General features: G+C 30.8%; 15 protein-coding genes. 13 read left to right on the forward strand and 2 right to left on the reverse strand.

From position 1 onward, the window contains the following. Positions 1-412: 412 nt before the first annotated feature. Positions 413-931, forward strand: a complete 519-nt coding sequence (locus NMU03_RS08255) for a suppressor of fused domain protein (protein WP_290142170.1) — start codon at positions 413-415, stop codon at positions 929-931. 37 nt (positions 932-968) lie between these two features. Here NMU03_RS08255 and NMU03_RS08260 read toward each other — a convergent pair whose 3' ends face one another. Then, positions 969-2,642, reverse strand: coding sequence for a glutamine--tRNA ligase/YqeY domain fusion protein (locus NMU03_RS08260; protein ID WP_290142172.1), 1,674 nt, complete (start codon positions 2,640-2,642; stop codon positions 969-971). Between the two features lie 131 nt (positions 2,643-2,773). Between NMU03_RS08260 and ispF the strand changes: the two genes are divergently transcribed. The 7 genes from ispF to NMU03_RS08295 all read left to right on the forward strand — a co-directional run bounded on the left by ispF (position 2,774) and on the right by NMU03_RS08295 (position 7,465). Beyond that, the gene (gene ispF / locus NMU03_RS08265) at positions 2,774-3,253 is read left to right on the forward strand and encodes a 2-C-methyl-D-erythritol 2,4-cyclodiphosphate synthase (protein ID WP_290142301.1); all 480 of its coding nucleotides are present in this window, start codon (positions 2,774-2,776) and stop codon (positions 3,251-3,253) included. Between the two features lie 6 nt (positions 3,254-3,259). Further along, positions 3,260-4,690 (forward strand): glutamate--tRNA ligase, encoded by a 1,431-nt coding sequence (gltX, locus tag NMU03_RS08270; protein ID WP_290142174.1) that lies wholly within the window; start codon positions 3,260-3,262, stop codon positions 4,688-4,690. Positions 4,691-4,775: 85 nt separating this feature from the next. Continuing rightward, positions 4,776-5,579 carry a DUF5011 domain-containing protein gene (locus NMU03_RS08275; RefSeq protein WP_290142176.1) on the forward strand — a complete coding sequence of 268 codons (804 nt, stop codon included), beginning with the start codon at positions 4,776-4,778 and terminating at the stop codon, positions 5,577-5,579. After that, entirely contained in the window at positions 5,569-6,138 is a 570-nt protein-coding gene (locus NMU03_RS08280) for a rhomboid family intramembrane serine protease (protein WP_290142178.1), read from the forward strand. Before NMU03_RS08275 ends, NMU03_RS08280 begins: the two co-directional genes overlap by 11 nt. Further along, positions 6,135-6,575 (forward strand): YaiI/YqxD family protein, encoded by a 441-nt coding sequence (locus NMU03_RS08285; RefSeq protein WP_290142180.1) that lies wholly within the window; start codon positions 6,135-6,137, stop codon positions 6,573-6,575. The genes NMU03_RS08280 and NMU03_RS08285 overlap by 4 nt, the downstream gene beginning before the upstream one ends. 39 nt (positions 6,576-6,614) lie before the next feature. Then, on the forward strand, positions 6,615-7,103 hold the full coding sequence (locus tag NMU03_RS08290; protein ID WP_290142182.1) for an NUDIX hydrolase: 489 nt from the start codon (positions 6,615-6,617) through the stop codon (positions 7,101-7,103). Positions 7,104-7,186: 83 nt separating this feature from the next. Then, entirely contained in the window at positions 7,187-7,465 is a 279-nt protein-coding gene (locus NMU03_RS08295; RefSeq protein ID WP_290142184.1) for a hypothetical protein, read from the forward strand. 48 nt (positions 7,466-7,513) lie between these two features. Here NMU03_RS08295 and NMU03_RS08300 read toward each other — a convergent pair whose 3' ends face one another. Continuing rightward, positions 7,514-8,236, reverse strand: coding sequence for a hypothetical protein (locus NMU03_RS08300; RefSeq protein ID WP_290142185.1), 723 nt, complete (start codon positions 8,234-8,236; stop codon positions 7,514-7,516). Positions 8,237-8,361: 125 nt separating this feature from the next. On the opposite strand from NMU03_RS08300, the gene NMU03_RS08305 reads away from it, so the two are divergent. From NMU03_RS08305 to ilvA, 5 genes are all read left to right on the forward strand, one after another. Then, positions 8,362-9,180, forward strand: a complete 819-nt coding sequence (locus NMU03_RS08305) for a Cof-type HAD-IIB family hydrolase (protein WP_290142187.1) — start codon at positions 8,362-8,364, stop codon at positions 9,178-9,180. Continuing rightward, positions 9,180-9,785: a PCC domain-containing protein gene (locus NMU03_RS08310; RefSeq protein WP_290142189.1), complete on the forward strand. Its 606-nt coding sequence runs from the start codon at positions 9,180-9,182 to the stop codon at positions 9,783-9,785. Before NMU03_RS08305 ends, NMU03_RS08310 begins: the two co-directional genes overlap by 1 nt. Positions 9,786-9,824: 39 nt before the next feature. Then, positions 9,825-10,118 carry a hypothetical protein gene (locus NMU03_RS08315; protein ID WP_290142191.1) on the forward strand — a complete coding sequence of 98 codons (294 nt, stop codon included), beginning with the start codon at positions 9,825-9,827 and terminating at the stop codon, positions 10,116-10,118. Continuing rightward, complete coding sequence (locus NMU03_RS08320; protein ID WP_290142193.1) at positions 10,115-10,333, forward strand: metallophosphoesterase family protein; 219 nt, start codon at positions 10,115-10,117, stop codon at positions 10,331-10,333. Before NMU03_RS08315 ends, NMU03_RS08320 begins: the two co-directional genes overlap by 4 nt. Positions 10,334-10,439: 106 nt before the next feature. After that, complete coding sequence (gene ilvA, locus NMU03_RS08325) at positions 10,440-11,642, forward strand: threonine ammonia-lyase (protein WP_290142195.1); 1,203 nt, start codon at positions 10,440-10,442, stop codon at positions 11,640-11,642. Positions 11,643-11,743: the final 101 nt, after the last annotated feature.

Consider the following 11,743-nt stretch of genomic DNA (forward strand, 5'->3'; position numbering starts at 1 on the left):
TGTTGACAGAGATGCAACTCATGTTGTTATCTCTGTTTTATTTTTTATATATTCTTGGCCAATAAAACCAAACAATCCAGTCGCAAGCATCGATTGAGTAAAAGTCACTAGTTCATCAAAGCTTAAATTCTTTCCATTTTCATACCAATGTAACTTTACGCTGATTAGTGCTGAATAACAAAAAGTAATAATATAATCTTTTAAATCACGTGGTTTATAGAGCTTTTTTTATTTGATGTATGATATAATAGTGAAAAGAAGAAAAGAGGGATTTTATGAGTTTGTTTGATAAAGCAAAAAAGAAAAAGAAGTCGAAACAAAAGATGTTTCGACATTAGGATGGGATGCAATTGTTCAGGTATGTGAAAAGATATATCCTAATCAAAAAGATCCTAAGCATTATGGGACGTTGGTGAGTTGGAGATTAGGTGGCAATGATCCATTAGATGGCATCAGTATTTATGATGGTGGTGACTATTGGCATTTTGTGACTTTTGGATTATCGGAACTTTATGAGAAAGAATCTAAGAATCAAGAGATTAGTGGGTATGGTATGGAATTTACTTTGAAATTAAAGAAAGGTTATAGTGATGATGAGGAATCTGAAATCAAAGGTATTTGTGGTATCCTTCAAACACTCGCTAGAATCACTTTTCAAAAAGGAGAAGTCTTTGGACCTTATGAATATATCTATACTGGACAAAAACAAGGTGTGGATATAAAACAGACTTCTATGTTAACGGGTTTTATTACTGTTGTTGACAACGATTTGAAAACAACCATGACACCAAATGGTCAAGTGACTTTTGTGGAATTGATTGGGGCGACAGATAAAGAACTTCTCGCTGTTCATAACCATCAATTGACAGTAGAAGAACTTTATCAAAAAATAGGAGATATCACTGATTATCAAAGAGAATCAGTGATATAGTAAAAAAGCATGAATTTCATTTCATGCTTTTAAAAAACTATTTTTTTGGTAATTTAAATGAACTTTTTAATGAAACAATTCTATTGAAAACAAGATGTTCGTCTGTAGAATCTTTTGTATCAACACAGAAATATCCATTTCTTACAAATTGGAATGCATCTCCTGGTTTGGCTTCTTCAATTGCTGGTTCAATATAACAATCTTCTACAACTGTTAAAGAGTTAGGATTTAAATTCATACTTCCATCTTCATTATAAACACCTTTTTCTTCATCAACAAGGTTTTCATATAATCTTGCAGTGACTTTTTTCGCAAATGGTACAGGTACCCAATGAATTGTTCCTTTGACTTTACGTCCTGTAAATCCAGTTCCGTTTTTTGTGATAGGATCATATGTACAATGGATGATAGTAACTTTGCCATTTTCATCTTTTTCATAGCTTACGCATTTGACAAAATATGCATTCATTAAACGGACTTCGTTACCTGGGAATAAACGGAAGTATTTTTTAGGTGGTTCTTCCATAAAATCATCACGATCAATCCAAAGTTCTTTACAGAATGGAATTTGTTTGATACCTAATTCAGGATTCTCCATATTCACTTGGGCATCTAAATATTCAACCTGTCCTTCAGGATAATTATCAATCACAAGTTTAATAGGATCTAAAACAGCCATCACACGAGGTGCTTTTGGTTTTAAATCATCACGAATACAGTATTCAAGCATCGCATAATCTACAGATGAATTACTTTTTGCGACACCAACTAAATCCATAAATGTTTTTAATGATTCAGGTGTAAAACCACGTCGTCTTAAAGCTGCAATTGTGACTAAACGAGGATCATCCCAACCATCGACAATGCCTTGATCAACCAAGCGTTTAATATAACGTTTACCAGTCACAACATTTGTTAAATAAAGTTTTGCAAATTCAATCTGTTTTGGTGGTTCAGGATATTCTAATTCTTGAACAACCCAATCATAAAGTGGACGATGATCTTCAAATTCTAATGTACAGATTGAATGCGTAATATGTTCAATCGCATCTTCGATAGGGTGCGCAAAATCATACATTGGATAAATGCACCATTGATCACCAGTGTTGTGATGTGTCATTCTAGCAATACGATAAATAATCGGATCACGCATATTGATATTTGGAGAAGCCATATCAATTTTGGCACGAAGAACCTTACTTCCATCAGCAAATTCTCCATTCTTCATTCTTTCAAATAAATCAAGATTTTCTTCAATAGTACGATCACGATAAGGTGAGTTCTTACCAGGTTCTGTTAAAGTTCCACGATATTCTTTAATTTCTTCAGCTGTTAAATCACAAACATAGGCTTTTCCTTTTTTGATTAATTTGATAGCTGCTTCATACATGTGTTGAAAATAATCAGAAGCAAATTTCACTTCACCATCATAATGTGCACCTAACCATTCAACATCTTTAATGATAGAATCTACAAACTCAGTTTTTTCTTTTGTTGGATTTGTATCATCAAAACGGAGATTAAATGTTCCATTATATTTTTTAGCAAGTCCATAATTTAATAAAATAGACTTTGCATGACCAATATGTAAATAACCATTAGGTTCAGGTGGAAAACGTGTCGCTACTTTTGTATATGTTCCTTCCTCTAAATCTTTATCTATAATTCTTTCAATAAAATTTTTACTGATAACTTCTTTGTTATTATCCATAGTCCAACCAACCTTCCTTCAATATATGCTTTAGTTTACCATATTTTTTGAAAATATAAAACAGTTTCTAAAGATATAGTTTTGTATATTAGCCATATTTATGCTAGAATAAGGCAGAAAGGGTGATGAACATGATGAGAATTGGACAATCTATTGATATTCATCAGTTGGTTGAAGGACGACCACTTATTTTAGGTGGTGTGGAAATCCCTTATGAAAAAGGGTTAAAAGGACATAGTGATGCTGATGTTTTGCTTCATGCGATTATTGAAAGTGTTATTGGAGCGATGGGACTAGGAGATATTGGGAAACATTTTCCTGATACTGATCCAAAATATAAAGGCATTTCATCTATGGTTTTATTGGAACATACCTACAATATGATGAAACAAGAAGGCTATGTTATTGGTAATATTGATAGTTTGATTTTATGTGAAGAACCAAAGATGGCACCACATATTCGTCAAATGAAAGAAAATGTTGCACGAGTTCTTCATTGTGACATCACACAGGTGAATATTAAAGCCACAAGAGGAGAAAAGATGGGCTTTATTGGTAGAAAAGAAGGTATTGTTGCCCAAAGTGTTGTATTATTAAATAAGGAAGGATAGATAAAAATGAGTAAAATACGAACAAGATTTGCCCCAAGTCCAACAGGATATATGCATATTGGGAATCTTAGAACAGCTTTATATGAATATTTAATTGCAAAACATGAAGATGGGGATTTTATTTTAAGAATTGAAGATACAGATCAGGAAAGAGAAGTTGCTGGTGCTGTAGATATGATTTATGATGTTTTAGAAAAAACAGGTTTACATTATGATGAAGGACCTGATCAACCAGGAAAAGTTGGACCTTATATTCAATCACAAAGATTAGATATTTATAAGGAATATGCGGATAAATTGGTTGAATTAGGTGGTGCACATTATTGTTTCTGTGATGAGGAAACAATTGAAGCCGCTAAAAAAGAAAACAGTGATCATGAAGAATTGGGATATATTGATCCATGTAAATCATTATCTTTAGAAGAAGCAAAACAAAGAATCGCTAATGGTGAAAAATATGTTGTCAGACAAACCATTCCAAGTGAGGGAATCACTTCTTTTGAAGATGAAGTTTATGGACATATTGAAGTTGAAAATGCTGGATTATCTGAAGGTGTCTTATTAAAAAGTGATGGTTATCCAACATATAACTTTGCTAATATCGTTGATGATCATTTAATGAATATTACTCATGTTGTCAGAGGGAATGAGTATTTATCATCAACACCTAAATATAATTTAATCTATCAGGCATTTGGATGGGAGCCACCTGTTTACATTCATTGCCCACCCGTTATGAAAGATGAAACACATAAATTAAGTAAACGTAATGGGGATGCTTCTTATCAAGATTTAATTTCTAGAGGATTTTTAAGTGAAGCTATCTTAAATTATATTGCATTGTTAGGATGGTCACCAAAAGAAGAAAAAGAAATTATGTCTTTAGATGAATTGATTCAAGAATTTAGTGTGGATCGTATTTCTAAATCTGGTGCTATTTTTGATATAGATAAATTAAAATGGATGAATAGCCAATATTTAAAAGAAAAATCTTTAGATGAAGTGGTTGATTTATGTTTGCCATTCTTACAAAAAGCTTATGATTTATCTAATAAAGATGAAACATGGATTCAAAAATTAATTGATGTACATCGTGACCATATCAGTTATGGAGAAGAAATCATTGAACAAGTGGCATTATTCTTTGAAGATGAAATGCAAGTCAGTGATGAAGCTAAAGCATTTATGCAAGATGAAAGTATTCCTCATACATTAGCGGTTTTTAAAAATCATCTTGAACAATTACCAGATGAAGAATTTGATGAAGATCATATCTTTGCATGTATTAAAGCAACACAAAAAGAAGCGAAAGCAAGAGGAAAGATGTTATATATGCCAATTCGTATTGCGACGACAGGTATTATGCATGGACCTGATCTTGCTAAATCAATAGTATTATTAGGAAAAGAAAAGGTTTTATCAAGATTAGAAGGATAATACCTTCTTTTTCATTAAAAAAGAAATCATTTGACACAAAAATTTCATATTTTCGTGCTATACTATTATCTAGGGGTGGTATACAATGCAAAATAAAATTATTGTTTCAGTATTAGGCTTTTTTATTCTTGTTGATACAATACTGATTTATTTAGCATTAACTATTTCCCCAGCTAAACTCAAAAGAAATGTTTTTACCTTTCAATATGGTCAAGATATTCCTACAGAGGTTAGTGAATATGTCAATGCTAACGGCTCGGTTTTAGAAAATGTGAAATTAGATTTATCTCAAGTTTCTAAAGAAGTTGGAAAATATAAGGCATCTATTACTTATTTTAATGAAACACAATATTTTGAAATCGTTGTTCAAGATACAATTAAACCAAAGTTTCAATTAAAGAAAGTTGAATGGCATATCCAAGTAGGTGAAACTCTAGAAGCTAAAGATTTAATTCAAAACATTGAAGATTTTTCTAAGACACATGTCTATTTTTATAATGAAAAAACACAGGAAAAAAGTGAATCAAAAAATTTTCCAATAGAAGGAACACAAATTGAAAGAATTATTGTTGAAGATAAACATGGAAATCAATCAAGTGCATTAAGAGTGAAGATTGTTGTTGAAAAGAATAAGCAGCCTCCAGTGATTAATGGTATTGATGATATTGAAATTCAAGTCGGTGAAACAATTGATTTAATGTCAGGTGTTAAAGCTAAAGATGATCTTGAAGGAGATATTACATCACGTATTATTGTCAGTGGTCATGTAGATAATATGACACCAGGAATTTATGAAATTATGTATACTGTCAGTGATAAAGATGGAAATACAACACAAGTTATAAGAAAAGTGACAGTGATAGAGGTAGAAATAGAAGATGATAACTAATATTTATGTATTGATATGTGCAATTATATTTATATATATTCAATTTATGCAACATGATGATAAATGGCATTGCGCTTTAAAATTAGGAGGATTTTATCCTCCTTATATTAAAGAATTTCATCAGTATTGGCGCTTTATAACAAGTCATTTTATTCATGCAGAATTTTTCCATTTCTTGATGAATGCTTATGCTTTATACCAAATTGGACATTTTTTAGAAGCATGTTTAGGAACACTCCCATATTTATATTTGATACTCATATCAATGATATTAAGTTCAATGTTGAGTTATAGTGCAGCTGAACTTTCTTCACGTTATTATGATACATTGACAATTGGAGCTAGTGGCGTTGTCTTTGGATTCTTTGGTGCTATTATTGTTTTAGGTTATGTTGTGGGTGGACCATTTATGAGTGTTTTAGAAAATTTTACAATGGTCATTGTGATTAATCTTGTTTATACATTTATAGATAGTCGTATCTCAAAGACCGGACATATTGGTGGACTCATTGGCGGTATCCTCGCTATGGTGATGATGTTGGCATTGCATATTGTATGAGAATCTTTGTAGACGGTGATGCTTCGCCTTATAAAAATGAAATCTATGATTTATCTATTCAATATCAAATTCCAATGTATGTTTATTTAGATTATGCTCATTTGTTAAAAGAAGCACCTTATCAGGTTATTGAATGTGAAATTGGACGAGATAGTGTTGATATGCGTATTTTATCTGATTTACAAAAGAATGATATATTAATTACACAGGATTATGGTTTATCTGCTTTGGCATTAGGTAAAGGTGCTTATGTTTTACATGTTTCAGGCTTACAAATTACATCAAATAATATTGATGAATTATTGTTAAGACGTTATCTTGGAGCACATCAAAGGAAAAGTCATAAACATATTAAAGGTCCATCAAAACAAACAAAAGAAGATAAAATATATTTTTTAAAACAATTAGAAAGCTTATTGAAACACTTATGCAAATAGGTGTTTTTCATATATTAAAGTCAAAAACGGAGGAAATATATGGAACTTTGGGATGCGTATGATAAGTCTTTTATAAAAATATCAGGATTAACACTCATAAGAGGAAAAGAAATACCAAAGGGTGTATATCATTTGGTCTGTGATGTTTTGGTTCAACATGAAGATGGGACTTATTTGTTAATGAAAAGAGATTTAAGAAAAACATTTGGTGGTATGTGGGAAGCAACGGCAGGTGGTTCAGCGTTGGTAGGTGAAAAGCCGTTAGAATGTGCTAAAAGGGAACTTGTTGAAGAAACAGGGATTATAGCTGATGAACTTATAGAGGTAGGAAGATGTATGGGGCATCATGAGATTTATGTTGAATATCTTTGCGTGACGAATTGGGATAAAAATCAGATTACATTACAAGAGGGTGAAACAATAGCTTATCAGTGGGTAGAGCGAGATATGCTTCGTGCAATGAATGATGATGAATTAGTGACTGAAAGAATACAAAAGTTTATACATGAATTAAATAGTTGGTATTAAAAAAATCATTTCTATTCATAAGGTTTTTATAAGAATATGCGAGAAAGAAAACGATAATAAAATGAAAATGGAGGAAGAAAATCATGTGGATGATTACTGGAATCATAAGTGTTATAACAACCATTATTGCTTTGTTAATGGCTGTGAATCAAAATAAGAAAAAAGTTTATATCAGTGTTACTGCAATAACATTTTTAGTGATAACTTTATTATTACAGTATAATCAAGTGAATGTTTGGGTGATGAAGGAAGATTGGTCTGCCTTAATGGATGTTATTCCTTCAATGAATGGTATCTTATGTGGATACACTGTGATTATCTTATTGGCTAATGGAATCGCTATGGCTATAAAGAATAAATAAAAAAGTTTCATAACGAAACTTCTTCATGTGCCCACTTAAAGATAAATTCTATCTGAGATGGGCAATGCAATGTTCATAATAATAAAGTTTAGTAATAGCTAGTATCCTTTTAGCGTTTTGATGCCATATCACTAAATAATCATGGGCCTCCTGATAATAACCTAATCCTCCTAAAGCACTAGAAATATTCATATGTGAAGTATAATTCAATATTGCTTTTTGAAAGATTGGTACATTACAAAGGTGATAAGTCATTTGAATATAGAGTTGACAATCTTGATATAAGTAAAAGTAATAATATTTCTTTTCAAGATGGACATTGATAAATGCAAAAATGAAATAGAGCGTTGTGATAGTTATGAAAAGTAATATAACAGGAAAGTTCGTAGATTGATGAAATAATATATTGATAAATATATGATATTCTAAACCAAGAGTGACTGTTGCTATGCAGAAATAATAGATAAGTAATGCCAAAATACGTTTTTGAACATACATAGTGGCATAAGATAAAGCCTGATCATGATGAATATCAGGATGCTTTTCTAAGAAATCTTCTAACCAATTATTGATAGGCATGATTGTTTTATTTTTAGAAAAATACATTCTCCAATAAAGCATCATAATACCAATAAACGAGATAGTATATATTGTGCGAATGATAGATGTATAAATATAAACATTGATACGCAACAAGAAAAACAAAAAGACTAAAAATGATAAAAATGTATAGATAAGTATTTGATTTCTAAGTTTATTTTTTAGATTCATATAGATTCCTCCAATGAAGTGATTATATTATAGATATTTCTCTAAAGTATGTGAAAAGTAACGAAAAATAGGATATGGACAAAATAAATAAAATTTTATAAGATAATAAAGACATGGAGGGTATTATGAAATATAAATTAATAGCGTTAGATTTAGATGGGACTTTAAAAGATTCTCATAATCAAATTACATTAAAGACAAAAGGAGCTTTAATTGCTTTACAAAAACAAGGTGTAAAAATTGTTTTAGCATCAGGTAGACCAACGGCAGGTTTAAGACATGAAGCTAAAGAACTTTTATTGGATCAATTTGGTGGTTATTTGTTATCGTTTAATGGAGCGAGAGTTGCAAGTGCGAAAACAAATGAAACAATATATGAACAGACATTAACGATTGAAGAAGCAAAATTAGCATATCAAAGAGCGAAAGAATTTAATATGGCATGTATGACATATAAAAATGATATGATTTACACAGAAGATATTGACGATGAATACGTTTGTGTAGAAGCAAAAATTAATGATATTGGAAAAAAACAAGTTTCATCATTTATAGATATCTTAGAAGATCCTATTCATAAGGTTTTATTGACAGGTAAACCAGAATATGTGGCTTCGATTGAAGAAGAATTTAAAAAGCCTTTTGGCGATAGTTTAAGTATTTATCGTAGTGCACCATTCTTTTTAGAAGTGATGGCACAAAACATTGATAAAGCTGCTTCTCTTCATCGTCTAGCAACTACATTAGGTATCAAACAAGAAGAAGTGATAGCTTTTGGTGATGGCTATAATGATTTAAGCATGATTGAATATGCTGGATTAGGTATCGCTATGGGTAATGCTGTTGAAGGCGTCAAAGAACGTGCACAAATCATTACGAAAACAAATGATGAAGATGGTATTGCTTATACTTTATCACAAATATATAAAGGAGTGGAATATTAATGTTACCTAAAGATACTGTTATGCTTTTAAGTTTTATTAATATGAAATTAAGAGATCAGTATGATTCATTAGAAGCATTATGTGAAGATTTAGATGCTTCACAACAAGAAATTATTGAAACATTGAAAAAATTGATTATGTCTATGATCAAGAACATAATCAATTTAAATAAGGAGATAAAAATGGAATATAAAAGAATCAATCAAACTATATTTGTAAGAATAGATAAAGATGAAGAAATCTTAGAACAAGTCAAAAAAGTTGCTTTACAAGAACAGATTCAACTTGCTAGTATTCAGGCATTAGGAGCTGTCAAGGATATCACAATAGGTGTCTTTCAAACAGATACGAAACAATATCTTGCCAATACATTTCAAGGAAGTTTTGAAATTGTTTCCTTAACTGGAACTATTGATACGATGAATGATGAATTTTATTGTCATTTACATATGAGTGTTGGTAATGAAAAAGGTGAAGTCTTTGGTGGACATTTGAATAAAGCTATTGTTAGTGCAACATGTGAAATGGTTATCACATTGATTGATGGAAAGATTGATAGAGAATTGAATGAAGAAATAGGACTTAATTTATGGAAGTTTGCATAATATGTGCAGACTTTTTAGCAATAGAAAGGAGTTGAAAGAATGATTTATTTCACAAGTGATTTACATTTAGGACATGAAAATATTATACGTTTAAATGATAGACCTTTTGAAAATGTAGAGGATATGAATAGAGTATTGATCCAAAATTGGAATAGTTTTGTAAAGAAGAATGACTTTATTTATATTTTAGGTGATTTGACTATGAAACTTCCTTTAGAAAAAGCGAATCAAATCATTAGTCGATTAAATGGAAGAAAGATATTGATTAGGGAAATCATGATAAAAACTATGATGAAAATCTTTTTGAAGATATTTGTGATTATAAAGAATTGAAGTATCAAAAGCGATTCTTTGTTTTATCTCATTATCCATTTTTAGAGTGGAATCATAGCTTTAGAGGTTCTATGCATTTACATGGGCATCAACATAATCAAAGTCTTTATAATTTAGAAATGAGAGAAAAAGGGATAAAGAGGTATGATGTGGGTGTGGATGCTAATGAGTATAGACCGATAAGTATTGATGAAATCATAGAGCTTTTTGATTAAAGCTAAATGATATGTATATTATTTGTGAATATGAAAAAAACAAGTTCAAATAAATAGTGAGTTATGTTATAATGTTAAAAATGTATGAGTAGAAGGGAGATTTAATATGTTAGATTTAAAACAGTTTCAAGAAGCGAAAAAGAGAGTTGATGAAGTGATTGTTCCTACTCCCTTAATATATAGTGAGGCTTTTTCAAAAGAATGTAAGAATCAGGTTTATATTAAACCAGAAAACTTGCAGAGGACTGGAGCTTTTAAGATTAGAGGGGCATACAACAAGATTGTGAAAATGGATGATGAGTCCAAACAAAAAGGATTAATTGCATCTTCAGCAGGGAATCATGCACAAGGGGTGGCATATGCAGCTTCTAAATTAGGTGTGAAAGCAACGATTGTGATGCCTAAACATACACCATTAATTAAAGTAGAAGCAACACAAGCTCATGGTGCAGAAGTTGTGTTAGCTGGAGAAGTTTATGATGAAGCCTATCAGGCTGCTTGTGATTTACAAAAAGAATATGGTTATACTTTTGTCCATCCGTTTAATGATGAGGATGTGATTGAAGGACAGGGAACTATTGCTTTAGAAATTTTAGAAGAATTGCCTGATGCTGATATTATTTTAGTACCTATTGGTGGTGGTGGATTGATTTCTGGAATTGCTTGTGCTGCTAAACAAATTAAACCAACGATTAAAATTATTGGTGTTGAACCAGAAGGAGCCGCCAGTGCTTTAGCCGCTATTAATGAAGATCAGGTGGTGGCTTTAAAAGAAGCTAATACGATTGCTGACGGAACGGCTGTTAAAGAAATTGGTGATATGACTTTTGATTATATTAAAGAATATGTGGATGGCATTATTACAGTTTCTGATTATGAATTGATGGATGCTTTCTTATTGCTTGTTGAAAAACATAAGTTGGTGGCTGAAAATTCAGGGATTTTATCATTGGCGGCACTTAAGAAATTAAATGAAAAGAATAAGAAAGTGGTGTCTTTAATTAGTGGTGGGAATATTGATGTTTTAACAATCTCATCTATGATTAATAAAGGATTGATTGCTAGAGGACGCATCTTTACATTTACAGTACAATTATTAGATAAACCTGGTGAATTGGAATATGTTTCTCATGTTTTATCTCAATGTAATGCCAATGTTATTGGTGTTGAACATAATCAGTTTAAAAACTTTGCTCGTTTCTCTGAAGTGGAGTTACGTGTGACTTGTGAAACCAATGGGGAAAAACATATTCAAAAGATTATTGATACATTTAATGATGAAGGTTATGAAATTGCAAGAATTAATTAATAATTTTTTATCTTTGTGATTATTATTTATCATTTTCTTGAATGTATAAAAGTAAAAATATATACTTATTAAGAATAAGGAAAGGAATGAGAAAAATGAAA

Source organism: Allocoprobacillus halotolerans, from assembly GCF_024399475.1.
Classification (GTDB): domain Bacteria; phylum Bacillota_I; class Bacilli_A; order Erysipelotrichales; family Coprobacillaceae; genus Allocoprobacillus; species Allocoprobacillus halotolerans.

What these genes read in the sequence shown, in the direction of transcription:
- NMU03_RS08260 (WP_290142172.1), bottom strand. Translation starts at nt 2,642, where the DNA reads ATGGATAATAACAAAGAAGTTATCAGTAAAAATTTTATTGAAAGAATT.
- ispF (WP_290142301.1), top strand. Translation starts at nt 2,774, where the DNA reads ATGATGAGAATTGGACAATCTATTGATATTCATCAGTTGGTTGAAGGA.
- gltX (WP_290142174.1), top strand. Translation starts at nt 3,260, where the DNA reads ATGAGTAAAATACGAACAAGATTTGCCCCAAGTCCAACAGGATATATG.
- NMU03_RS08275 (WP_290142176.1), top strand. Translation starts at nt 4,776, where the DNA reads ATGCAAAATAAAATTATTGTTTCAGTATTAGGCTTTTTTATTCTTGTT.
- NMU03_RS08280 (WP_290142178.1), top strand. Translation starts at nt 5,569, where the DNA reads ATGATAACTAATATTTATGTATTGATATGTGCAATTATATTTATATAT.
- NMU03_RS08285 (WP_290142180.1), top strand. Translation starts at nt 6,135, where the DNA reads ATGAGAATCTTTGTAGACGGTGATGCTTCGCCTTATAAAAATGAAATC.
- NMU03_RS08290 (WP_290142182.1), top strand. Translation starts at nt 6,615, where the DNA reads ATGGAACTTTGGGATGCGTATGATAAGTCTTTTATAAAAATATCAGGA.
- NMU03_RS08295 (WP_290142184.1), top strand. Translation starts at nt 7,187, where the DNA reads ATGTGGATGATTACTGGAATCATAAGTGTTATAACAACCATTATTGCT.
- NMU03_RS08300 (WP_290142185.1), bottom strand. Translation starts at nt 8,236, where the DNA reads ATGAATCTAAAAAATAAACTTAGAAATCAAATACTTATCTATACATTT.
- NMU03_RS08305 (WP_290142187.1), top strand. Translation starts at nt 8,362, where the DNA reads ATGAAATATAAATTAATAGCGTTAGATTTAGATGGGACTTTAAAAGAT.
- NMU03_RS08310 (WP_290142189.1), top strand. Translation starts at nt 9,180, where the DNA reads ATGTTACCTAAAGATACTGTTATGCTTTTAAGTTTTATTAATATGAAA.
- NMU03_RS08315 (WP_290142191.1), top strand. Translation starts at nt 9,825, where the DNA reads ATGATTTATTTCACAAGTGATTTACATTTAGGACATGAAAATATTATA.
- ilvA (WP_290142195.1), top strand. Translation starts at nt 10,440, where the DNA reads ATGTTAGATTTAAAACAGTTTCAAGAAGCGAAAAAGAGAGTTGATGAA.